The following is a 26,058-nucleotide window of genomic DNA, read 5'->3' as shown; positions in this document are numbered from 1 at the left end:
TCGTTATTCTACGATTCGTTTGAACCCGTCTCAGATTTTTTTTAAAAAAAGATCAGTTTAGGAATAGGGGTTTTTGAGAATTTGGGATAAAACAAGCAAACAAGTATAAACAGAGGAATTACTTAAGTGCTGCATGGAGAAAAGAGAAACGAATAAAAAACCACTGGATAATTTTGCAAACGGAGATTATAGCAGGAGCGATTATCGTCGAGTATCCCAAATGTTTTCACATCCAGATGATACTTTAAAAGATCAGATGCAGCATCATTGGGAACGAATTCCTGCTGATCAAGCTCTGGATGATCGTATGTCCCGAATACTTCGTCTTCTGAAGATGCAGACACTGATATCGACTCAATTGACAAAAGGGCGTTCATTTATAAACTACTATCAGAAGGTTGCTGCAGTATTATTGATTCCGCTTCTGCTTGGATTTGGTTATTGGTTATTGCAAACACCTGCAGTGCAGTCACAGGCAATGGCGACGATCCATTCACCAATGGGGGCGAGAACCGAATTTGTGCTGCCTGACGGAACTTCCGGGTGGCTAAATAGCGGTTCTGATCTATCGTACTGTGTCGATTTTTCAAAGAATAGGGAGGTAAAGCTAAATGGTGAAGCCTATTTCGATGTTGTTCACCAGCAAGGGGCGCGATTTCGTGTAAAAACCTCAGAAATTACTGTTCAGGTATGGGGCACCTCTTTCGATGTTTCTGCTTATGAAGATGATCCTCTGGTAAATGTCATATTAGAAAGAGGTGTAGTTAAGGTGTTGAATGCCAATGAAAGGAACCTGTACACCATGAAGCCCGATGAAATGTTTAGTTATGATATTCAAAAAAAGAAAGCTGCAATTCGTTCTGTTGATGCAGCCGAACTAACTTCTTGGACAAAAGGGGTGCTTAAGTTTAGAGATGAGCCTTTGTCTGATGTTGTGAAAGAACTTGCCCGATGGTACAACGTCGATTTTGAGATTAGGGACAAACAACTACGGGAGTATAATTTCAAAGCTACTTTTAAAGATGAAGAACTGGATGAGATCTTACGTATGATCTCGCTTACAACGCCAATGAAATATCGAATTGTAGAACGTAAAACGAATGAAAACGGAGTCTATGAAAAGAAAAACGTAATAATAGAAGCTAAATAAAAAAAGGGAAGTGGTACCAGCACTTCCCTTATAAAACGTAGAGTCGCACTAAATTAATTTATTAACCCTACAAATGTAAATTTATGAAAAAAACTAAGAAGGCAAAGGTCAGGAATTGGTCTGTGCTAAAAAAAACGTTATTGTTTATGAGAGTAACACTAACCCTTCTGCTAATCGGAGTTTTTCAGGTTTCAGCGATCAATAGCTATTCGCAACAAACCCGAATCTCCATGAACTTCTCCGACACACGTATTTCTGAAATCCTGAATGAAATAGAGAATCAAACTAATTTCTATTTTCTCTATAATCAGGACTTGATTAATGTCAACCGAAAAGTTAGTTTGAGTGTAGATAACCAGGAGGTTGGGACGATTCTCGATCAACTGTTCATGCAAACCGGTGTCAAATATGCGATCCAGGACAGACAGATTATCCTGTCCAATATCGATGAAAATAAGCTATCATCGCAGCAAATCGATGTAAGTGGATCAGTCCAGAATCGTGATGGAGAGTCACTTCCTGGCGTAACCGTCGTTTTAAAAGGTACTACTATTGGAACAATAACAGATATCGATGGATATTTTGTTTTGAAGGATGTTCCTAATGATGCCGTTCTTCAATTTTCTTTCGTTGGAATGAAGATGCAGGAAGTGCCTGTTAATAATAAAACGACACTCAATATAACAATGGAAGAAGATGCTATTGGGATTGAAGAAGTGGTTGCCATTGCTTATGGTACCCAGAAGAAAAGGGATATAACAGGTTCTGTACAAAATGTAAATGCAGAAGAACTACAAAGTATTCCTGTTGGTCAGTTTGCTCAAAAACTTCAAGGTCAGGTAGCTGGTGTTCAAATTAATCAAACCACAGGACAACCAGGAGAAGGTATGCTTTTTCGAATTCGGGGAGCAACCTCTATAAATGCTGATAATCAGCCCTTGTTTGTCGTGGATGGCTTCCCCATTGTAGGGGGTATTAATAATATTAATCCTGATGAAATTCAATCATATACGGTGTTGAAGGATGCTTCTGCGACTTCATTATATGGATCTAGAGCAGGGAACGGAGTTATTCTGATTACAACTAAACGGGCAAAAAAAGGGAGAACAGATTTCAATTTCAATGCTTATTATGGCGTTCAGAGCACTCCAGAGAGAGGTCGTCCGGATTTGATGAATGCTCGACAATTTGCACAATATCAAAAAGAATTCTTCGAAGATAAAATCCGTTATGAAGGATGGAAGAATGCTGATGGAGAGGCTGTTGTCCCTGTGCCATATCAAAATCCTTCACAGTATGGAGACGGCACTGATTGGTACGATGTGATGTTGCAGGCTGCTCCAATTCAAAGCTATAGTTTAAGTGCGACGAGTCGGAAAGACAAGTTTGTTTCAGCTGTTGTCGGTTCTTATTTTAAGCAGGACGGAGTCATGCTGAATACAAGTTTTGAACGTTTTTCTTTAAGAGGGAATAGCGAATATTCGGTGAACGATCACATTAAAATTGGTTTTAATATTGCACCATCTTTACAAACTTCAGAAAATCAAAATACGGATGGATTTCGTGAAATTATTGGAACGGCAGTTACTGTTTCTCCAATATTGAGTCCATGGGATGAAAATGGTGATTTACGACTGGAATTGAGTGCTCCAAACATGTTCGCACAGCCAAATTGGTATCGTGTTTTGACGGAGCAGGAAAACAAAAGAACAAAGCTTCACTTACTGACCAATTCATTTCTTGAACTTGACATCATTGACGGACTGAAGTATAAGTTTCAGGCAGGAGTTGAACTGGAGAGTGAACATTTGAAATCATTTTCTCCATCTACAGTTGGAGGTAGATTAGGACAAGCACCTCCTCAGCCAGCTGAAGGCGAGTACAATACTGGTTATTATTATTCTTGGTTAATTGAAAACATTTTAACCTATTCAAAGAGTTTTGATAAACACAATCTCGAATTTTTGGCTGGTTATACAAGCCAGAAATACCGATGGGAAGGTAGTGATCTTTCGGGGACCGATTATCCGGATGACGAAATTTCGTGGTTAGATGCTGCTGCAACAACGACTGGAGGTAGCAGGACAACTGCTTGGTCCATGATTTCTTATATCAGTAGATTGAATTATAACTACGCGAATAAGTACTACCTTCAAGCAACTTTTCGCCGGGACGGTTCTTCCAGATTTGGAGCCAATAATAAATGGGCTACTTTTCCCTCATTCTCTGCTGGATGGATTCTTTCAGAAGAAGATTTTTTTCAGAATATTAGTTCTAAGATGAACTATATGAAATTAAGAGCTAGCTATGGAATTACCGGAAATAATAATATTGGAAATTATTCACACATTGCCGGGGTTGCTGCTGCTAATTACGTATTCGGTGGTGTTTTGGAGGCAGGAAAAGCGTTGACAGGATTGGGTAATTCAGAATTAACATGGGAAGAAACAACTCAGTTTGATGTTGGTCTAGACTTAGGCTTTTTCAAAGATCGACTTTTTCTAAAATACGACTACTATAGAAAATCGACTGACAATTTACTTTACCAGTTAGATATTCCAATGGCTTCAGGATTCTCAAATGTTCAATACAACGTAGGACAGATCGATTTCTGGGGACACGAAATTTCGCTTGAAACGAAGAACATGGTTAATGATTTTAAATGGAGTACGAACATTAACCTCGCTTTCAACGAAAATGAAGTGAAGCAACTGGGAACAGAAAACGTTCCGATTGGTGGTTACGACAATGCAGGAGATATCAACCGTTTGGCTGTTGGAGAACCTGTCGGTGTATTTATGGGATATGTTTATGATGGCATATACATGACCGAGGAAGAATTTAATAAACAGCCTAAACATGCTTCATCTGAGGTTGGAACTGTCAGAATGAAAGACATCAGCGGAGATGGAGTGATTGATGAAGATGATCGCACAATCATTGGTGATCCGAATCCTGATTTGGTCTTTGGTATTATGAATGAATTCTCCTACCGAAATTTTGATTTAAGTATTGTAATGAGCGGTGTTATCGGAGGAGATATCATTGCTCGATCTTTCGAGAATACCAATAACTTGGATGGTGTATTTAATGTTGAAACGAATGTTGCTGATCGTTGGAGATCATTGGAAAATTCTGGCAATGGTGTTGTTCCCCGTACCAAAGCAGGAACGACTGAATTGTTCCGTTTTAACAATACACGATGGGTGTCTGATGGAACACATTTAGCTATTAAGAACGTGACTTTGGGGTATACGATTTCTCCTAAGAAATACATCAAACGGGCTCGTTTTTATGTGAGTGGACAGCAGCTTTCCATTATTACGAAGTACACGGGAGGAAATCCTGAAGTTAGTTCTGGCCTGAATTGGAATGGACTAGGTGTAGACAATACGGCCTACCCAGTACCAAGAACTTTTACAATTGGATGTAATCTAAACTTTTAATCTAACTAGAAGAAAAACATTAAGAATATGAAAAAAATAATATATACGGGAATCATAGCTTTAATGACTATTTCCTGCTCCGATTCATTTTTGGAACTAGCGCCTGAGTCGTATACAAATTCTTCTGGCTTTTATAAAACGGAGAGTCACTTTGAAATGGCAGTCACAGGAACCTATGAATCGCTTCGGTCGATAACAAACGACCGTGGACGGTGGTTACTGACTGATCAGCGTTCAGATAATGCCCACTATGATTATTATGCCGCAAACCGTGGCACCGGATCAGCAGTCTCTTTAGAGCACATTGCCGATTTTATTGACGAAGAAGATAACCGTCATGCAAACAATTTTTATTACAATTGCTACGAAGGAATTTCAAGGGCAAATACAATTCTTGATCGCATTGAAGGAGTTGAATTAGATGCTGATTTCGAAGCTTCAGTAACCGGGGAAGCAAAATTTTTAAGAGCGTTCTTTTATTTCGATCTTGTTCGCCTTTATGGCGGTGTCCCACTTTACCTGAATGAAGTGCAAACAGCTGATGAAGCTTTTTTACCGCGTGCTTCTGTTGAGGAGGTTTATGCTCATATTGAATCAGATTTGACTGATGCAATCTCTAAACTTGATGCTCCTTCGTTTCCACAGGATGGAAGAGCAACACAAGGAGCAGCTAGGATGTTATTAGCAAAAGTTTTAATGACCAAGCCATCACGTGATTTTGCAGGAGCTGAAACTCAATTACGCGAGATTATGACAATGGGGTACGATCTGCTTCCTGATTATACGGATATTTATGATCCGGCGAATAAAAACCATAGGGAGTCAATTTTTGAGGTGCAATATCAGGAAGGCGATCAGGGACAAGAAAGTAACTTTGCTTATCGCTTCTTCCCAAAAACAGGGAATGACGTCTTGGTTACAGGGCTTGGCTCAAACATTCTGACACGCGGTGGATGGAATATGCCGACACAGGAAATGGTTGATTCGTATGAAGATGGAGATGAACGACTGGCCAAATCAATAGCCGTTGCCGTTGGTTCTGCCGATGGAAATGGAATGATTGTCATTGAAGATGTATTAAATCCGAAAGATGCGGCAATTGATAATTATCAGCTGAAACGGTATTTCGTTAAGAAGTACCTTCATCCGCATTCGAAACCCTATAATATGGATGAAAACTGGCCACTTTACCGTTATGCTGATGCTTTGTTAATGTTATCTGAATGCTTGTTGGAACAAAGCAAAGGTGATCAGGGACTGGCCTATTTAAATGAAGTCCGGTCAAGAGCTGGTTTAGAACCTGTAGGCACGTTAACAGATGATGTAATTGCCAACGAGCGCCGTCATGAATTGGCTTTTGAAGCTCATCGTTGGTTTGATTTATTAAGAACCGACAAAGCGATAGAAGTTATGACAGCTTTTGGAGAACGTACAAAAGCGATGTATCCCTACTTGCAAGACAGGACATATGATATCTCGTTAGATAAATTATTGTATGCGATCCCATATCGAGAAATGCAGCTAAACGATGAACTGGAACAAAATCCGGGATATTAGCGGAAAAATAAAAGATTCTGAAAAGTAGTTTTATTCTTAGAGTTACTTTTTCAGAATCTTTAACAACGACCTAAATGCGTGATGCCCTGGTTGATCTGAACGTTTTAAAACACGTATGTAAAAGCTTTAACGAAATATAATCAGAAGTGTGAAAACGTTTTCATAAAGTCTACTGTTTTTTCTACTTTTGGTGGGTCGAATTACAATTATTAAGAATCGTATTCTTGGTTGAATGATAATCAAACGTGAGATATGAAACATAAAAATCGAATATTCTTTTTTTTAGGAGTGCTATTTCTTCTGTTCTCAACTAATAGTTACGCCCAAACTCAAGTCCGGAATTTAACCTGTGAGTATTTAACCAATCCACTGGCCATTGATGTGCTTGAACCACGTTTGAGTTGGCAATTGGCTGGCAATGAACGTGGGATTGAGCAAACGGCATATCAGGTTATTGTCGCTTCTTCAAAGGAGAAACTGAATGATAATGAGGGTGACTTGTGGAATTCAGGAAAAGTTGAGTCTGATCAATCTATCAATGTTGTTTATGATGGTGTTGATTTGAAAAGCAAGATGGATTGCTTCTGGAAGGTAAAAGTGTGGAGCAATAAAGGCGAATCTATTTGGAGTGAGCCTGCCAATTGGTCAATCGGCTTACTTTTTTATAACGAATGGTGGGGACGATGGATTGGATTCGACCGCCCTTTCCCCTGGGATGATGACAGCTTTCACTCGCGGCTTTCAGCACGATATCTCAGAAAGGAGTTTGAAGTTACGAAACCGATTAAACAGGCGAAAGTCTATCTGATGGGCTTAGGACTCTACGAACTGTATTTTAATGGCCAAAAGATTGGCGATCAGGTATTGGCTCCGGTTCCAACCGATTACGATGAAAATGTCAAGTACAATGTGTTTGATGTGACTGAACAGTTGAAATCAGGCGATAATGCTGTTGGTGTTATTCTCGGAAATGGACGTTACTATACCATGCGTCAGCATTACAAACCGTATAAAATCAAGAATTTCGGATTCCCGAAGTTGATGTTTCATATGGAAATTGAATATGAGGATGGCACGAAAGCCTACGTTCTTTCAAACGATAGCTGGAAAGGAACTGCTGAAGGACCAATTTTGTCGAATAATGAATACGATGGTGAAGAATACGACGCCCGTAAAGAAATGCCAGGCTGGAATAAGGTTGGCTTTGACGATGAAGGTTGGTTGAAACCTGAATATGTGCAAGTGCCCAATGGTACCTTCGAAGCGCAAATGACTCCCAATATGAAGGTGATGGAGAGCATCAAGCCTGTTTCAGTAAGTAAGATTGGAGAAGATCGATACATTCTTGATTTGGGGCAAAATATAGCTGGCTGGATGAAAATGACCGTTCAGGGAAATGCCGGCGATACGGTTCAACTTCGATTTGCTGAGGTGCTGCAAGATAATGGCGAACTTTTCACCGCAAATTTGCGCGATGCGAAGGCGACTGATATTTATATTTTAAAGGGAGGCGAAAAGGAAACCTGGGAACCTCGTTTTGTTTATCATGGTTTTCAGTTTGTTGAAATAACAGGCTATCCGGGAGTGCCAACGGTTGATGATTTTGTAGGGCAAGTGGTTTACGACAAAATGGAAACCACAGGTACTTTTGAAACTTCAAACTCGATTATCAATCAAGTATTTAAAAATGCATATTGGGGAATTCGTGGCAATTATAAAGGCATGCCGGTAGATTGCCCCCAACGAAACGAGCGTCAGCCCTGGTTGGGCGATCGTTCCACCGGGTGTTATGGCGAGAGTTTTATTTTCGGAAATGAGATGCTTTACTCCAAATGGCTTGACGATATTGGCTACTCGCAGAAGGAAAACGGTGCGATTAGCGATGTTGTTCCGAACTTTTGGCGCTACTACTCTGATAACATGACCTGGCCGGGAACCTACCTGATGGTGGCTGATATGCTTCACCGACAATATGCCGATGTTCGTCCGATTAAGGAGCACTACCAGTCGATGAAAAAATGGATGGATTATATGAAAGACCGCTATATGAATGAGGATTACATCGTCACGCAGGATCGTTACGGTGATTGGTGTGCGCCACCTGTTACAATCGAGGCTGGCCGTGGAAAAAGTGCTGATAAAAAGCACCCTCGGGAGTTGATTTCAACCGCTTACTATTATTACTACCTCGGTTTGATGGAAAAATTTGCACTTCTCTCTGGAAACGGAAGCGATGTTGCTGAATTTCAGGCGCTCGCTCAACATATTAAAGATGGGTTCAATCGAAAATTCTATTTGACCGAAAAGGCTGGCTACGGCGAAAATATATTAACCGACAACCTGTTGGCACTTCAGATGGGGCTCGTTCCTGAAGAAAATCACGAGGCTGTTTTTAATACCATTGTCGATATTATTCTGAATAGAAATAATGGACATTTAAGTACGGGATTGATTGGAACACAGTGGTTGATGCGAACACTAACAGCAAACGGAAGAGCCGATATTGCCTATCAGCTAGCCACAAACACGACTTATCCCAGCTGGGGATACATGATTGAAAATGGGGCGACAGCCATTTGGGAACTTTGGAATGGAAACACAGCGGCACCGCATATGAATTCGTACAATCACGTGATGATGTTGGGCGATTTAATTATTTGGGATTACGAGCATTTAGCAGGAATTAAATCAAGTACCGAGGATTCTGGTTTTAAGGAAATTGTGATGAAGCCTGAATTTGTTGAGGGATTGGATTTTGTGAATGCGAGCTATCAATCCGTTTATGGTGAAATTAGCAGCGAATGGCAAAAGGATAGATCAACAATCGAATGGAAACTGACCGTGCCTGCAAATACCAAAGCCAAAGTTTATATTCCGGCAAAATCGGCTGCCGACATTACCGAAAGCGGTGTAGAGCTATATCAGGCTAACGGCGTGAATTATCTGTACCAGGAAGGAGATCGCGCATTGCTTGAAGTCGGGTCGGGGGAGTATTATTTTCAGTTTAAACGATAAGGTTTACAGGCAATTGGCTACCTGAATTCTTTCCGATACTCCGACGGTGTTTTTCCCATTATCTTTTTAAAATAGTGGTTAAAGTTCGCCAGGTAGTTGTATCCGCAATCGTAGCCAATTTCTGTAATCTGCTTTTCGGTTTCGGCTAACATTTTGGCGGCATAACCAATCCTGATTTTAATGACGTATTCCATAAAGGTGAGATGGGTTTTCTTTTTAAAAAAACGACAAAACGAGCCGGGAGCCATATTGAGTAGTGAGGCAACTTCATTCAACTTAATTTCTTCCTGAATGTGTTGAAATACGTATTCGTAAATTTTGTTGATTTGGTTGAAGTCTTTGTCGAATGCGGTGTCCGAAATGGGCTGCTGCGAGAGGTACTCTCGTTTGTCACATTCAATTAATAAATTGAAAATACGCAATAAACTAATATAGCTATTCAATCCTTGTTGAGTGGTTAGCTCTTTTAAAATTGACTTGATCTTTGGGATTCGCGAACCATAAAAAAAGATGCCCGCTTCGGCTTGTTTCAATAGATCGACAATTTTTTCGAGTTCAGGCTTATTAAAAAAGTCAGAAGAAATTAAATTTTCATAAAAATGAATGACAATGCATTTGGGTGGTTCCTGTTTGGTGGTTTGGAGTATTTCCCAACAGTGGGGCAGGTTGGGGCCTAGTAGCACCAGATCATTGCGCTCAAAACTGGAAATGTTGTTGCCGACAATTCTTTTACCGGCTCCTGACAGGATGAAATTCAGCTCAAAGTTTTTATGCGAATGTACGCGAGATGAGTTCTTTGTCAACTCCATCTCACGAGTGATGAACGAATGCTGATGGGGAACATATATTTTTTCAAAAACGTACTCCATTTGTTAAATATTGACAGTAATTTGTTAAATGTATGAAAATATAAAATATAAAGGTGAAAATACAATGTAAATACGTTAAAATTTGATTGAAGATAATAATCCGTATTTTATTTCTTTGTTTAGAGAGAAAGTCCATTTGTAGATGATAAGTTTTAAATGAAAAATTGTAAAACCATGAAAAAAAATAGTGTACTAGTTGTTCTCCTTAGCTTGATTGTTGTACTTACCGGGTGTACTTCCCAAAAGGAGCGTACATTCAAAGAAGGTATCGTTTTGGAAGAGTTTATTTACGAAACCGCGCCGTTCCCCTCGAGCCATGCCGGAACTATTGTTGAAACCACCGATGGAACAATGGTTACTTCATGGTTTGGAGGTACTTATGAACGTGATCCGGATGTTTGCATTTATGTAAGCCGAAAAGTTGATGGCGAGTGGACAGAACCTGAAAATGTAGCAGATGGTATTCAGAACGATACGCTTCGTTATCCAACTTGGAATCCGGTGTTGTTTCAGGTACCCAATGGCGAGTTACAGCTCTACTATAAAATTGGCGCACACCCTGATAATTGGAGAGGATGGATGAAAACTTCGGAAGATGGAGGTGTGACTTGGTCGGAAGCGATAGCATTGCCTGATGGTATTATTGGGCCTGTAAAAAACAAACCGGTGTTAATTGATGGAAAGATTATCAGTCCGACAAGTACAGAGGAAGATGGCTGGCAAGTATACTTTGAGATTTCGGATGATCTTGGAAAAACCTGGCGTAAAACAGAGCCCATCAACGATGGCTATGATATTATTGCTATTCAACCCAGTATATTGGAGTATCCTGATGGAAGATTGCAAGCGTTGACTCGAAGTAAAAACCGGGCTGTTTTGCAGTCCTGGTCTGATGATAGGGGCGAGACCTGGTCGGAGATGACCAAGACTTCGTTGCCGCAGAACAATTCGGGAACTGATGCCGTGACACTTGCCGATGGTAGACAATTGTTGGTTTATAACCATGTGTTGCCTCCTGGCGATAAATTTAAAGGTGGTCGTTCTCCATTGAATGTCGCCGTTAGTAAAGATGGTGAAAATTGGAGTGCAGCACTTGTTTTAGAGGATGAACCGGAACAGCGTTTTTCGTATCCCGCAGTTATTCAAACCAATGATGGAATGATTCACATTTTGTACACTTGGAAACGAGTTAAAATGAAACATGTGGTTGTCGATCCATCTAAAATGGAACTTACTCCAATTGTTGATGGGCAGTGGCCTGAAAAATCAGAACAATAAGAACTGTTAAGAATATTTTTGAGTGAGATCAATTTCGACTTCATTTAATACAATTTGCATAAATATATGAAACCAAATTTTTCGATGCCATTAAAAGGAATAGTTCCTCCATTGGTAACTCCTTTGCTTGATAATGATACACTAGATATTGAAGGACTGGAACGCCTTATTGAACGGACAATTGCAGGCGGCGTACATGGGCTTTTCCTGTTGGGAACAACGGGCGAATTTGCCAGCTTATCGTACAAAATTCGTGAAGAGTTGATTCAACGAAGCTGCAAGCTGGTCAACGGGCGAGTGCCTGTTTTGGTCGGCATTTCGGATTCAGCTTTCACCGAAAGTTTAAACTTGGCCAAAAAGGCTGCGGAGTATGGTGCTGATGCAGTTGTGATTACTCCTCCTTATTATTTTAGCGCTAGTCAACCCGAGCTTTTGGAATATTTGGAGCGAATTATGCAGCACATGCCACTTCCTTTATTCATTTACAATATGCCGGTGCACACAAAGGTTTCGTTTGCTCCCGAAACGGTAAAAGCAGCAGCCAATATTCCCGGAATTATTGGGATGAAGGACAGTTCTGCAAACCTGGCGTATTTCAATCAAATTAGTCATCTGTTGCAGGACCGTCCTGACTTTACGTTCATGGTTGGTCCTGAGGAGATCATGTCTCAGTTTGTTCTTTTAGGTGGTCATGGTGGTGTGAATGGCGGTGCAAATATGTTCCCTAAATTGTATGTCGATTTATACAATGCCTCTGCAGCTCGCGATTTTGATAAAATTATTCCGCTTCAGCAAAAGGTAATGCAAATTAGTAGTACTATTTATAGTGTTGGTCAGTATGGCTCCAGTTACCTGAAAGGCTTAAAATGTGCACTGTCTGTAATGGGTGTTTGCAGTGATTTTATGGCGGAGCCATTTCATAAATTCAATGCTCCCGAGCGTAAAAAAATTGAAAAAGCATTGGATGAGCTAAATTACAAAGAGCTCTTGTAAATCATGAAAGAGCGGGGGAGACAATTGGAGCGATCGATACTTCAATTGTCTCCCATGTTTTCTATTATCGTAACAACTGTAATCGGGAACCTGTTTGGATGTGTTCATCCGGTATTATTAAACCTAATATAATTGATTACCGAACTAATAAAACAAATTGAATGAGTACGATTGACGTCATTATTTTTATTGCTTACCTCGTTGGAATAGTCTTATTCGGAAGTTCTTTTTATAAGAAGAATAAATCATCATCGGCATTTACTTTGGGTAATCAATCGATTCCAGGGTGGGTGATAGCACTCTCGATATTTGCCACTTTTGTTAGTAGTATTAGCTATTTGGCCTTGCCCGGACAGGCTTATTTAACCAACTGGAACGCCTTTGCATTCAGCCTGTCTATTCCATTTGCTTCGTACATGGCAGTTCGGTTTTTTGTACCACTCTATCGCTCTATCAATAGTCCATCGGCTTACACTTATTTGGAGAAGCGTTTTGGGCCATGGGCAAAAAACTATGTTTCGGTTATGTATTTGCTCACTCAATTGATGCGGGCCGGAACGATTTTGTTTTTACTGGGTATTATGCTGCATACATTGCTTGATTGGGATATTTCAACTATTATTATTGTTACCGGCTTTAGTGTTATGGTTTATTCCCTGCTTGGGGGTATTCAGGCTGTGGTTTGGACTGACGCGATTCAGGCAATTATTTTGATTGTTGGCGCGATTGTGTGCATTCTCACGTTGATGTTTTCGATGCCCGAAGGTCCGGGACAAGTTTTTGAAATTGCAGCGGCAAATGATAAGTTTAGCCTCGGAAGTTTTGGAGCCAGTTTAAATAGTTCCACGTTTTGGGTGGTGTTGATTTACGGTATTTTTATCAATCTACAGAACTATGGAATTGACCAAAATTATATTCAGCGTTATATGACTTCAAGTTCTGAAAAAGAAGCTAAAAAATCGGCATTGTACGGAGGTTTACTTTATGTGCCTGTATCTGCCATGTTTCTATTTATCGGATCTGCACTATACAGTTTTTATACGGCACAACCTGGATTGATTGATCCGAATATTCAGGCTGATAAAGTTTTTCCTCAGTTTATTGTCAATCAACTTCCAAACGGGTTAACCGGATTTTTGATTGCATCGGTTTTTGCAGCCGGCATGAGTACAATCTCAACTAGCATTAATAGCTCGGCAACCGTAATTTTAACCGACTATTTTAAGATTGACAGTAACTCGGATGATGATAAACGCTCGATGCGAATTTTGTATTTGGCATCGTTTATTTTCAGCACCTTGAGTATCGGTGTTGCCATCGCAATGATCAATGTTCAGAGTGCTTTGGATGCCTGGTGGAAATTGGCCTCAATTTTTAGTGGAGGCATGCTGGGATTGTTTCTGCTTGGATACCTTTCGAAAAAGCTTACCAGCTTATCTGCTTTTATTGGAGTGATTGCCGGAGTTGTTGTAATTGGTTGGATGAGCCTTTCGCCCATCTTTTTCCCAGGGACTTCACTCGAACCATATACCAGCCCATTCCACAGTTATTTATCAATCGTGTTTGGTACTGTAGCGATTTTTATTGTGGGATTTTTAATAGGAGTATTCGTTAATAAAAAGGTGATTACGGAGAAGACAAGTTTGTAGTGATCTGATTGTTTGCGTGAGTTGTTATTTCTTATACGCAATGGTGTTTTTTCGATATCGGCAAGCAGATGTCTCAGAAGAAATAGATTTGAGACGGTTAAAAAATGTTAATTCAGATTGTTTTGTTTTAATCCATTTTTTATACTTTGCATTCCTAAAAGCCTTGGATGTCAGATTTTGATCATATTTTCAGAAAATATCACAATTTGCTCTATTTGTATGCTAATAAATTCGTTCGTAACGAAAGTATTTCTTTAGATATTGTACAAGATGTGTTTGCCTCGATATGGGAAAAGGGAAAGCTTGAATTGCATGATGAACACCTGAAAGCTTATTTGTTTAATGCTGTTAAAAACAGTTGTTTCAACTATTTGAAACATGAGAGAGTGGTGCAGGATCATCAACAAAGGAATATTGAAAGAATAATGCAACTCGAACAGAAATATTACAAAAGCGGTGAGCAGTCTCTAATTGAAAAGGAAAACCTGGACAAAATTTATAAGGCCATTAATGCTTTATCCGTTATCAATCGCGAAGTTATTGAGCTAAGTAGATTCGAAGGATTGAAAAACAAAGAAATTGCAAAAAAACTTAAGCTACCTGTTCGCACTGTTGAGACTCGATTATTTCGTGCGCTTTCCGAATTGAAAGAAAAGTTGTCAAAAAACAATCTTCGTATTTTGCTGAATATTTGTGTGTTAATAAAAAGTTAAATTTTTTTCGACTTTTGATGACGTAATTTTCCATCCTTGGTTGTGTTAGTAGTAAATGATGATAATTTAATCATGACTACAATAAATTCATCCGAAATACAACAAATGATCTCAAGGTACCTTAACGGAGATCTTTCGCGCACCGAACAAGAAAAATTAGTTAACTGGATTAAGGACAGTCCCAAAAATCAGAGACTGTTTTTTGAGCTGAAAGACGTTTGGGATGCAAGCCACGAAGGCTCCAATGAAAAGGTAAATGAACAGCTTTTAAAATTCTATCGAAAGCAAGCAACTCAAAAAAGAACAAAGTCAATATCTTCATGGAAGTCTGTTATTGCTGTTGCTGCCATTTTAGTATTTGGCTTAGTGATTGGAAGTGTGATGCAAATACAATTTGGACAGGATAACAGTCAGTTGGAATCGTTTTATGTGCCCAAAGGCAGCCGTTCCGAAGTCACTTTAGCTGATGGCACGAAAGTGAATCTGAACTCAAACAGCTATCTTAAATTTGACACCCATTTTTCAAAAAATAATCGAATTGTGCACTTGGAAGGCGAGGCATATTTCGAAGTCAAATCAGACAAAAATCATCCATTCACCGTTCAAACCAATAATTTTGATATTGTAGTTACCGGCACTAAGTTCAATGTAAGTAACTATGATGATGATCAATTAATAGGCGCTACACTTGCCGAGGGTAAAATAGAACTGTTTACGGATGATCATCAACAATTTGAAATAAAGCCAGGTGAAAAAATATCTTTAGACAGAAAGACTAACCATTATGAATTGAATGAGGCAGACGTTAAATCGGAAACAGCCTGGATAAATAGTGAATTTATATTTAAAGAGATTCCTTTTCCCGATTTGATTAAACGACTGGAAAGATGGTACGATGTGCAGATTTCGTACAGCAGCAATGAATTTAATGAGATGGTGTATTCCGGAAGTTTTAAAAACCAAGAAACAATCTGGCAAGTGTTGGATGCATTGAAACTAACGACTCCAATTGACTATGAGAAAATAAGTTTTAGAAAGTTTAAACTAAACTATAAGCCTATGTAAAAAAATAAAGGCAGCGTGTCGCCACAACACGCTACCTAAATCAAAAAACAATCAAGTTTTTAATTGTCTAAACATTTCAAATTTATGAAAAAAAAACGAAACAATGGGAGGATTGGCTTCGGTGCTGACGTCCCAAAAATCTATCGAATTATGAGGTTAACTTGCTTCTTTATTTTAGTAGCATTGCTTCAGGTCTCGGCTGCTACTTATTCGCAAAATACTAAACTAAGTCTCGAAGGAAAAAATCTCTCCATTGAGAAAATACTGGGGCAGATTGAAGATCAGTCTGAGTATTCATTCTTCTATAACAACAAAGAAGTCGATTTGTCAAAAGTCGTCAGTGTTGATATTAAGGATAAAGAAATTGAAGAGGTTCTTGATATGTTGATGAGTGAAGCAGATTTGGATTATACATTGAATAATAAACTAATCATCATTCATAAAAACGAAAAGGGTAAACTCTCAAATTTGTCCGAACAACAAGCTGTCAAAGTGAGTGGAAAGATAACCAATGAAATGGGAGAACCTGTTCCTGGAGCAACAGTTGTCGTTAAGGGGACAACTGTGGGTACTATTGCTGATTTTGACGGCAATTATACACTTGGAGATGTTCCTGCAGATGGGACATTAGTTTATTCTTTTGTAGGAATGAAATCTCAGGAGGTTGCGGTTCAAGGTCGACAAACGATCAATGTGGCAATGCAAGATGAAACGATTGGCCTAGAGGAAGTTGTAGCTGTCGGTTATGGAACAATCAAAAAGCGTGATTTAACCGGATCAGTAGGAAGTGTTGATTCCGAAACGCTAGTTGAAAAAGGAACAACAAGCCCAATGGAAGCCATTCAGGGAAGCCTTGCGGGGGTGCAAATTACATCTTCAACCGGACGTATCGGTGATGGTTTCGATATCACCATCCGTGGAAAGAACTCCATGAGTGCTGATGCAAAACCATTGTATGTTGTTGATGGTGTTCCAACAGATGGAATTGACTTTTTAAATCCACAGGATATTGCTCGCATCGACGTTTTGAAAGATGCTTCTTCAACAGCTATTTATGGATCTCGTGGTTCGAATGGTGTTGTTATTGTTACTACAAAAAGTGGCGGAGATGTAAAGAAAGATGTTTCTGTTTCTTACAGTGGATACTATGGTATTCGGAAAGCGGCTCGGTTGCCTGAAATGATGAGTGGCGAAAAATGGTGGTATTATCATCAGTCGGCTTACCTCGCAACCGCCAAAACTGATCCGGCAACAGGAACTGTTACTGAAGCGACTTTGCAAGATGCCGTTGGTGCCGGAGGAAATAACGACTTGTTGTACGAACGTGCTGCAAGAAATGAAACAACTGATTGGTATGATGTTGTGTTGAAGGATGGGCAGCAACAAAATCATTACGTAGCCATTTCAGGAAAAACCAATAATAAGTTGGGGTACACATTTGGTATTGGTTATCAAAATGAAGAAGGAAATATTCAGAACGAATCAATTGATAAGTACTCATTTAAAATGAGTGTGAATCAGGATATTAGTGAGAAAGTAGATTTTGGTACTAATTTTTCTGCTTCGTTAACCGAACAGGAAATGGGAAGTGAATTTGCTATGCGTGAAGCCTTCCGCTTAAATCCATTTTTATCACCAGTTGATTCGGTAGGCAACTTATATCCACAGCCAGGAAAATACAAAGATGCCAATGGCAATTGGTTGATTAACAAGACAAGTACATTTAATCCGGTATTGGAAATACAAAACTCCACAAACAATGTACGTCGCTGGAATGGAGTTGGAAATACTTACCTATCATACATGCCAATTGAATGGTTGACCTTAAAAAGTAGTTTTTCGTTTAATTACGATGCTAATCGCCAGGGGCAAGCATGGGGAGCATTGACCAACAATGGAATTTCAAACAACAATTTGCCGTCAGCTCAACGCGACACGTATGAGAACTTTAGTTATACCTGGGATAATCAGTTCAATATTGAGCGTAATTACGATAAACATTCTTTTAACTTATTAGGAGTGCAAAGTTTTTACTCAAGCGTCACTGAAACTTCAATGATGTATTCCAAATACATGCCTTTTGAAACAACATTCCATAACTTAGGGTCAGGTGAGCAAGGAACATACAATATCAGTTCTGCTTATATCAAACAAACATTGACGTCGTATTCTTTCCGATTAAACTACTCTTATAACGATCGGTTGTTAATTACCTTATCCAATCGTTGGGATGGATCGTCTCTTCTTTCAGAAGGGAACAAATGGGAGTCTTTCCCATCAGGAGCTATCGCATGGCGTGTTAGCGAAGAGCCATTTCTAGCAAATTCGGATTTAATATCAAATTTGAAAGCCAGAGTTAGTTACGGTTTTACTGGAAATAACATTGTATCGCCTTATGCAACTTCAAATACACTGGATCGCCAGATGTACTATGACTATTTCGGTTCAGCGGCTAATGGATGGTTGCCTCAAACAATCGCGAATAGTAAATTAACTTGGGAGAAAACCAGCGAGATAAATGTTGGTGTTGATTTTGGCCTTTTCAGTAACAGTCAGGTTTACGGATCGATCGATGTGTATAATCGGTTGTCTGATGATTTGTTAATGCCTCAACAGTTACCAAAGGAATCTGGATGGAACGAAATGGATGCCAATGTTGGATCAGTTCGAAATAAAGGTATTGAGGTTGCGTTAACAACGGTTAATATCGACAAGAATGATTTTTACTGGAAAACCTCATTTACCTTCACGTCTAATAAAAACACCATTGAATCACTTTATGGACAGGATAAAGTCGATGATGTTGGTAATGGATGGTTTATTGGCGAGTCGGTCGATGCTCAGTATAATTATAAGTTTGACGGAATTTGGCAAGCTAGTGAGGCCGCTGAAGCAGCCATATACGGACAATCAGAAGGTCAGGCGAAAGTTGTAGACGTTAATAATAACGATGATATTGATCCCGCTGATGACCGCATGATCCTGGGGTCTTCCGATCCCTCGTGGTCAGCAAGTATGAACTCAAGTTTGAGTTATAAGAATTTTGATTTTTCGTTTTCATTATATGGCAACCAAGGTGTATTCGTTAGCAGTGGTTTCCACAGTAACTTTGTTGATGTTCGCGACCGTGGACGTAATAAGTTAGATATTGCTGATTGGTATATCCCTGCAAATGACGCTGGTCTTCCGGCCCAGGTATCGAACGAGTATCCACAACCGCGTAATGCAGGGACATACTGGAGAAATGATGGTGTTGGATACTATCGCGATGCTTCTTTTGTCAAAATAAAGAACATTGCTTTGGGCTATTCTTTAAAACCTCAACTAGCTGAAGAATTGCATATGAAAAGCTGCCGGATTTACATGAATATTTTAAATCCGTTTGTATTTACATCTTATGACGGTTATGACCCTGAATGGGCAGGCGCTTCCTACAATGACGGGGGAGTAGGCTCCGTGATTTATCAACTTGGTGTAAATGTTAACTTTTAAGAATTTTTGATATGAAAAAAATAATAATATTTCTCGGAATAATTGGATTGATTTTCACTTCATGTAAAGACTATATTGAAGAGGAAAACCTTTCAAGTGTAAATGCCGCAGACTTTTATTCCTCCTCGAAAGGTTTTGAGTCGCTGGTAAACGCAAACTACTCCTACTTAAGAGAGATCTATGGAAATGATGCATTTCTTTTCTGTGATGGAACTGATTTATATGCTATCGGTTGCGACCCAGGTGTTATTGAAATCGCAACTTATTCTGAGTTGAATCCTTCAACTGATGGCGTTGAGCAATTATATAACAATTGTTATGAGGCTATTCAAATTGCCAACATGGCTCTATTCTACTCAGATAAAACAGAAAGCTACAGTGATTTAAACAAGCGTATCGGTGAAATTAAATATTTACGTGCGAATGCCTATTTCCTGTTAGTGCAAACATATGGTGGAGTTAGTTTAGTTACAAACTATATAGCGGAACCAGAACTGGCCTTTGACAGGAGCACTGCTGACCAAATTTACGAATTCATCATCGTAGAACTCGAAGATGCATTGAATGCCGTTGATGCAGGATCGTACACCGGTAGAGTAAATAAACGTGCAGTTCAACATTTGTTAGCAAAAGTACATTTGACCCGTGGCTACGAAAGCTATGGTGCTGCCGATGATTTTAGCAAGGCGGCAGCTTATGCTGATGCTGCAATAGGCGGGCAGACGCTTACCATTCCTTTCGAAGAACTTTGGACTCCCGGTAATGAAGGGAATGAGGAAGTTGTTTTCTCTGTTCAGTTTGATCCTTCTTCAATTGCCACCGATCCAACCGGTTTGGGGCATAAACAATGTAATTACTTCAGCTCGTATCTGGGTGGTTCTGAAGTTGCAGGAGATGCGCCATACAGAACGTACAACCTCTGTCCGACACAGTTTACAATAGACTTGTTTACACAGGATGATGAACGTTGGGCTGCTTCATTTATGGTAGAACTTTACGATCGATACTATGATTATTACGACGTAGAAGACCACAGCGGCCTGAGTGTGAGAGATTATTATGTACCTAAATGGATGACAAGTGTTGAATTGGATGCCTACATTGCAGCTCATCCTGAAGCAACGATTCACCCATATGGAGAATATGTCCCTTCAGTGAGTCGTAGTACCGACTATGCAACAATTCCACTTAAAAAGTTTGACGATCCAAAATCTGCTTTTGGTGGTAATGGCGATGGAAGAGTTGGAACACGTGATATTATCCTTTCGCGTTTAGGCGATACTTACTTATTGGCAGCGGAAGCTTATCTGAAGGCTGGTTCTCCGGGCCCTGCTGTTGATCGAATTAACGAAGTGCGTCAGCGAGCTGGAGTGGCCGATATCACGACTTCTGACTTAGATATCGATTTTATCCTTGATGAACGTGGTCGCGAGTTGTTGGGTGAATATCACCGTTGGTTCGACCTAAAACGTACCGGAAAACTTGTAGAGAGAGCATCAGCTCATAATTATATGATCGAAGCATCGAACTTCAACGGAGCTAATGGGGAGTTAAAAATCCTAAGACCTATTCCTCAGGAAGCAATTGATTTGAACCAAAATAAAGATTTTAGTCAAAATCCTGCATACAACTAGTCTGCAAATTCAAATACCGAAGATCAATTGATCTTCGGTATTTCTCACCTACTAATCTGTAAATATAATACTTATGAATAAAATATTGTTCCCTCTTGTTGTCATACTATTTATTTCGTGCAACTCGAAACCAAAGAAAGAGTCTCAAACAAAGGTTGAGGAAAAGGAAAAGTGGTCGGTTCGTATGGCCAATTCCATAATGCACACGAGCGACACCCTATTATATTTTGAAAAAATTAATAATCCCGCGCGCAAATATAAAGACGGAGATTGGGATTATGACGTTGGTTATATGGGATCAGCGATTGCTAAACTTGGAGATGTTGATCCTAAATATTCCAAATACTTGGAAGATTACATCAACTATTTTATACAGGAAGATGGCACAGTGAAAGGTTATGAAAAAGAAGAATACAATATTGACCGTGTTAACCCAGCAAAAAATTTGTTCAGGTTATACAAAAAAACCGGAGAAGAAAAATATAAAATCGCATTAGAGCAATTTGTTGATCAAATGCGTACACATCCGAAAACCAGCGACGGCGGTTTTTGGCATAAAAAAATATACCCTCATCAAATGTGGTTGGATGGTTTGTATATGGCTTCACCCTTTTTAGCTCAGTATGCTAAAGAATTTGATCAACCCGAATGGTTTGATGTGGTGGCTCACCAAATACTTTTAGTTTACGAAAAGACATATGATCCTGAAACCGGACTATTATATCATGCTCAGGATGAAAGTAAAGAACAGGCATGGGCTGATCCAAAAACGGGCCGATCGTCGTATTTTTGGGGGCGATCGATTGGTTGGTATTTGATGGCTATTGTAGACGTGTTAGATTATTTGCCTGAAGATCATCCAGAAAGAGATCAGATTATAAAAATATTTCAACAGACAGTTGATGCAGTGTTGAAAGTACGCTATCCGGAGGCAGGGGTCTGGTACCAAATTATGGACTTACCTAACCGCGAAGGCAATTACAAAGAAGGCTCGTGTACCGCCATGTTTACTTATTCGATTGCTAAAGGAGCAAAGAATGGCTACTTGGATGAAAGTTATCTGGATGTTGCCAATGATTGTTTCGATGATATGGTTAACGTATTTATTACTGAAGATGAAGATGGCTACATCAAAATGCAAAATATTTGTGGGGGAGCAGGTCTTGGCGGAAACCCATATCGTGATGGTAGTTTCGAGTATTATGTAACCGAAGATATTGTCGTTAATGATTGTAAGGGAGTCGCCCCTTTCATTGATGCAGCGATTGAATTAGATCGATAAGGATTAGCAAATATGGATCCTATCATTATTATTCTGACAGGCACAGTTGTTGTCTTGTTCTGCATCATTGTGCTCAAATTGCACGCTGTGATATCGCTGCTCCTCGCTGCTTTGGTAACTGGCCTGCTTACCTCTCCCGATCTAATATATAGTTATGCCACCCATAGCGGAATGACGACCCATGAGGCTCAGGAATTTTCGAATTTGGTCATCGGAAAACGTTTAGCAAATGCATTTGGAAATACCTCTGCAAAAATCGGAATCTTAATTGCGCTTGCCTCAATACTTGGAACAGCACTGATGCGAAGTGGAGGAGCCGAACGAATTGTGAGGGGAGTCTTGAGTTTATTCGGTAAAAAAAGAACTTCTCTGGCGCTGTTAAGTGGAAGTTTTACTCTGGCTATCCCGGTATTCTTTGACACTGTTTTCTATTTAATGATTCCGATCGTAAAATCGATGAGTATTCGCGACCCCAAGAAGTTTAGCATGTACTTGATGATGGTGATGGCCGGTGGCGTAATGGCACATTCGCTTATTCCACCAACACCGGGACCTTTGTTTGTTGCCGAAGAAATGGGGATTGACTTGGGAACCATGATTATTGGAGGATTAGTTGTTGGATCAATTACATCACTCTCGGGTTATTTGTTTGGAAAGTGGGCCAGTAAACGATGGGTTTTACCTATGCGAGATACACCCGATATAAGTATCGATGATTTGAAGCAGTTTTCAGCAAAGGAAAATAAAGATTTACCAAGCCTTTGGTTGTCATTAATGCCTGTTGTTTTACCTATAATATTGATTACAGGAAATACGATCTCAAAAATGCTGGTGGATGGAAGGGAAGCAATCTTATCTCCGTTTGAAAAAGGTGCGACGAACTTTTTTGCTATCGTTGGAGATGCCAATATTGCTTTAACCCTTGCCGCAGGAGTGGGGATTTACCTTTTATGGGTTAGGTTGAAAGATGTGAAAAAGTTTCAGAAATTTATCTATGAATCGCTAACCAGTGCCGGTGTGATTATTTTAATTACTTCAGCAGGTGGTGCCTTTGGACAAATGCTTCAGCAAACCGGGATTGGTATCCGGATTGAAAATCTGGCTGCCAATTATCAAATGGCTTTGCTACCCATGGCTTTTATCATAACAGCGGCGGTACGTTCAGCTCAAGGTTCAGCAACGGTAGCAATGGTTACAGCCATTGGCGTTATGAGTGGATTAGGAAGTAGTGCAGGGTTGCAATTTCATCCGGTGTATCTGGCGTTGGCAATTGGCTGCGGCTCAAAGATATTTGCTTGGATGAACGATAGCGCGTTCTGGATTATTTTAAGAATGAGTGGTATGGATGAAAAGGAAACCATACGACATTTTTCTTTACTTTTAACTGTTATGGCAATTTCAGGGCTTATTGCTGTCATGATTTTATCAAAAGTATTTCCATTAATATAAACTGACAATGAATGAAAAACCAATCATAATAAAAACATCCAGCGACGACAATGTTGGTATTGTGGCCAATATAAAAGGGTTGCCGGCCGGAACTATTTTGGATGATGGGACTGAATTGACGCAAAATGTTCCAATCGGACACAAAGTTGCTCTGGTTCCAATTGCCAAAGGCGAAAAGATAGTCCGATACGGGCAGATCATTGGTTATGCTGTAGAGTTGATTCCTCAGGGAGCTTGGGTTCAGGAAAAACAGGTTGAGCTGCCGATTCCACCTGATTTGGATGCTATTCCCTTAAGTTCGGCTCCATTGAAGGATGTTGAGCCTTTGGAAGGATATACGTTTGAAGGATACCGAAATGAAGACGGAAGTGTGGGGACAAAAAATATGCTGGGAATCACAACCAGCGTTCAATGCGTGGCCGGCTTGACGGATTATGTCGCAAAACGCATTAAGGAAGAGTTGTTGCCAAAATACCCAAACGTTGATGGAGTTGTTGCAATGAATCATTCCTATGGATGCGGAGTGGCTATTAATGCTCCGGCTGCCGTTGTGCCAATTCGCACAATTAAGAATATGGCGACTAACCCAAACTTTGGAGGCGAAGTTCTGGTAGTGGGTTTGGGATGTGAAAAACTGATTCCGGAAACGCTCTTGCCAACTAGTAGTAATGATTCAACTAGATTACCTTCTATTTTAGTGATGCAAGATGAGTCTTTTCATGGTTTTAATGAAATGGCGGAAGGGGTGATGAAATTAGCAGAAGAATATTTGAAAAAGCTCAATAAGCGAAAAAGAGAAACCTGCCCGGCCTCGGATTTAATTGTTGGAATGCAATGTGGAGGTAGTGATGCTTTTTCCGGAATTACGTGCAACCCGGTGGCTGGCTTTGCTGCCGACCTTATAGTGCGGGCTGGCGGCAGTGTGATGTTCTCTGAAGTTACCGAAGTGAGGGATGCTGTCCACCTTTTGGTTCCCCGAACGATCAATCGAACTGTTGCTAAAACATTGCTGGATGAAATGAAGTGGTACGACGATTATTTGCTGAAAGGGCAAGTTGATCGAAGTGCGAATCCATCTCCCGGCAACAAAAAAGGCGGCTTAAGCAATGTGGTTGAGAAAGCCTTGGGGTCTATCGCAAAATCGGGAACAAGTCCAATTGTTGATGTGTTGGCTCCCGGAGAGAAAATCCGCAAGAAAGGGCTTACTTATGCAGCCACGCCAGCCAGCGATTTTGTATGTGGTACTTTACAAATGGCCTCAGGAATGAATGTACATGTCTTCATGACCGGCCGAGGTACTCCTTACGGGTTGTCTATGGTTCCGGTGATTAAAGTTGGCTCCAATTCAAAACTCAGCAACCGGTGGTTCGATTTGATTGATCTTGATGCAGGGCAAGTAGCTTTAGGTCAGAAAACCATCGAAGAAATGGGTTGGGAGCTATTTCATTTGATACTGGATGTCGCAAGTGGAAAGAAACAAGTAGCCTGCGACAAACTTGGCTTGCACAATGATTTAGTACTATTTAACCCGGGTCCTGTGACCTAATCATTTTAAATACATATCATGTTACAAATAGAAGATATAAAAGGTGTTATTCCTCCAATTATTACACCGGTTGACAACAATGAGAATGTTGATATTGTGGGGTTGAAGCGTGTGATTGATCATGTGATCAATGGGGGAGTGCATGGTGTTTTCGCTCTTGGTAGCAATGGTGAGTTTTATGCCCTCGATCACCAAAATCAAGAGAAAGCGCTGCAAGCAACTGTGGAGCATGTTAATGGACGTGTTCCCGTATATTCGGGAGCTGGTGCTATTACGACCAAAGAGTGTGTCGCATTGGCAAAAATGGCTGAACGGTCGGGAGCCGATGCCTTGACTGTACTTACACCGATGTTTATCAATCCCTCGGAGACGGAGATGTATCAACATTTTAAAACGATTGCGGAGAGTACAAATCTACCGGTTTTATTGTACAACAACCCTGGGAAAACAACCAATAATATTTCAGTCTCTTTGTTGAAAAAGCTTGCTGCAATTGACAATATCGTTGGAATAAAAAACACCAGTCTCGATTTTTCCCAAACGGTTCAATATCTCCATGCAACAGCGGATAATAAAAACTTCAAAGTGTTGGCCGGAACTGATTTCTACATCTATTCTACTTTGACATACGGCGGAGTGGGCTGTGTTGCAGGAACGGCAAATGTTGCACCAGCTTTAGTCGTGGATATTTACGACAAGTTTTTAGCTGGTGATCATGATGGAGCTCGTGAAGCACAATTTAAACTGATGCCCCTTCGCGCTGCCTATAGTTACGGAAGTTTTCCCGTGGTAATGAAAGACTGTTTGAATCTGATGGGATTGAATGTTGGACATCCTGTCAAGCCAATTGATCATTGCACCGAAGAACGCATGGAAGCTTTAAAAAAGGTTTTACGTGATCTTCACCTGATTGATTAGTT

General features: G+C 40.0%; 16 protein-coding genes. 15 read left to right on the top strand and 1 reads right to left on the bottom strand.

Going from position 1 to position 26,058, the window contains the following annotated elements; genetic code table 11:
• Positions 1–133: 133 nt before the first annotated feature.
• From GR929_RS12795 to GR929_RS12780, 4 genes are all read left to right on the top strand, one after another.
• Complete coding sequence (locus GR929_RS12795) at positions 134–1,150, top strand: FecR family protein (protein ID WP_159520422.1); 1,017 nt, start codon at positions 134–136, stop codon at positions 1,148–1,150.
• A gap of 146 nt (positions 1,151–1,296) precedes the next feature.
• Complete coding sequence (locus tag GR929_RS12790) at positions 1,297–4,596, top strand: TonB-dependent receptor (RefSeq protein ID WP_159520420.1); 3,300 nt, start codon at positions 1,297–1,299, stop codon at positions 4,594–4,596.
• A gap of 27 nt (positions 4,597–4,623) precedes the next feature.
• Positions 4,624–6,153, top strand: coding sequence for a RagB/SusD family nutrient uptake outer membrane protein (locus tag GR929_RS12785; RefSeq protein ID WP_159520418.1), 1,530 nt, complete (start codon positions 4,624–4,626; stop codon positions 6,151–6,153).
• Positions 6,154–6,405: 252 nt separating this feature from the next.
• Positions 6,406–9,168, top strand: a complete 2,763-nt coding sequence (locus GR929_RS12780; protein ID WP_159520416.1) for an alpha-L-rhamnosidase — start codon at positions 6,406–6,408, stop codon at positions 9,166–9,168.
• A 17-nt stretch (positions 9,169–9,185) separates the two neighbouring features.
• On the opposite strand, the gene GR929_RS12775 is transcribed toward GR929_RS12780, so the two are convergent.
• On the bottom strand, positions 9,186–10,037 hold the full coding sequence (locus GR929_RS12775) for an AraC family transcriptional regulator (protein ID WP_159520414.1): 852 nt from the start codon (positions 10,035–10,037) through the stop codon (positions 9,186–9,188).
• Positions 10,038–10,211: 174 nt separating this feature from the next.
• Here GR929_RS12775 and GR929_RS12770 point away from each other — a divergent pair, with 174 nt between their 5' ends.
• The 11 genes from GR929_RS12770 (at position 10,212) to dapA (ending at position 26,056) form a co-directional block, all read left to right on the top strand.
• Positions 10,212–11,315 (top strand): sialidase family protein, encoded by a 1,104-nt coding sequence (locus tag GR929_RS12770; RefSeq protein WP_159520413.1) that lies wholly within the window; start codon positions 10,212–10,214, stop codon positions 11,313–11,315.
• Positions 11,316–11,381: 66 nt separating this feature from the next.
• Positions 11,382–12,308 (top strand): dihydrodipicolinate synthase family protein, encoded by a 927-nt coding sequence (locus tag GR929_RS12765; RefSeq protein ID WP_159520411.1) that lies wholly within the window; start codon positions 11,382–11,384, stop codon positions 12,306–12,308.
• A 161-nt stretch (positions 12,309–12,469) separates the two neighbouring features.
• Entirely contained in the window at positions 12,470–13,957 is a 1,488-nt protein-coding gene (locus GR929_RS12760) for a sodium:solute symporter (protein ID WP_159520409.1), read from the top strand.
• Positions 13,958–14,124: 167 nt separating this feature from the next.
• Positions 14,125–14,670 (top strand): RNA polymerase sigma-70 factor, encoded by a 546-nt coding sequence (locus GR929_RS12755; protein ID WP_159520407.1) that lies wholly within the window; start codon positions 14,125–14,127, stop codon positions 14,668–14,670.
• Between the two features lie 72 nt (positions 14,671–14,742).
• Positions 14,743–15,735 (top strand): FecR family protein, encoded by a 993-nt coding sequence (locus tag GR929_RS12750; protein WP_159520406.1) that lies wholly within the window; start codon positions 14,743–14,745, stop codon positions 15,733–15,735.
• An 84-nt stretch (positions 15,736–15,819) separates the two neighbouring features.
• Positions 15,820–19,227, top strand: a complete 3,408-nt coding sequence (locus GR929_RS12745; protein ID WP_201301006.1) for a TonB-dependent receptor — start codon at positions 15,820–15,822, stop codon at positions 19,225–19,227.
• A gap of 11 nt (positions 19,228–19,238) precedes the next feature.
• The gene (locus tag GR929_RS12740) at positions 19,239–20,861 is read left to right on the top strand and encodes a RagB/SusD family nutrient uptake outer membrane protein (protein WP_159520404.1); all 1,623 of its coding nucleotides are present in this window, start codon (positions 19,239–19,241) and stop codon (positions 20,859–20,861) included.
• A 73-nt stretch (positions 20,862–20,934) separates the two neighbouring features.
• Positions 20,935–22,143: a glycoside hydrolase family 88/105 protein gene (locus GR929_RS12735; RefSeq protein WP_159520402.1), complete on the top strand. Its 1,209-nt coding sequence runs from the start codon at positions 20,935–20,937 to the stop codon at positions 22,141–22,143.
• Positions 22,144–22,155: 12 nt separating this feature from the next.
• Positions 22,156–23,592 carry a GntP family permease gene (locus GR929_RS12730; protein ID WP_159520400.1) on the top strand — a complete coding sequence of 479 codons (1,437 nt, stop codon included), beginning with the start codon at positions 22,156–22,158 and terminating at the stop codon, positions 23,590–23,592.
• A gap of 7 nt (positions 23,593–23,599) precedes the next feature.
• Positions 23,600–25,138 carry a galactarate dehydratase gene (gene garD, locus GR929_RS12725; RefSeq protein ID WP_159520398.1) on the top strand — a complete coding sequence of 513 codons (1,539 nt, stop codon included), beginning with the start codon at positions 23,600–23,602 and terminating at the stop codon, positions 25,136–25,138.
• 18 nt (positions 25,139–25,156) lie between these two features.
• Entirely contained in the window at positions 25,157–26,056 is a 900-nt protein-coding gene (gene dapA, locus GR929_RS12720) for a 4-hydroxy-tetrahydrodipicolinate synthase (RefSeq protein ID WP_159520396.1), read from the top strand.
• The last annotated feature ends 2 nt before the right edge of the window (positions 26,057–26,058 follow it).

The sequence above is a fragment of the Sunxiuqinia indica genome, assembly GCF_009847015.1.
Classification (GTDB): Bacteria; Bacteroidota; Bacteroidia; order Bacteroidales; family Prolixibacteraceae; genus Sunxiuqinia; species Sunxiuqinia indica.
Note: the sequence above shows the minus strand (reverse complement) of the source record. Positions and strands in the feature narration are given on the sequence as shown.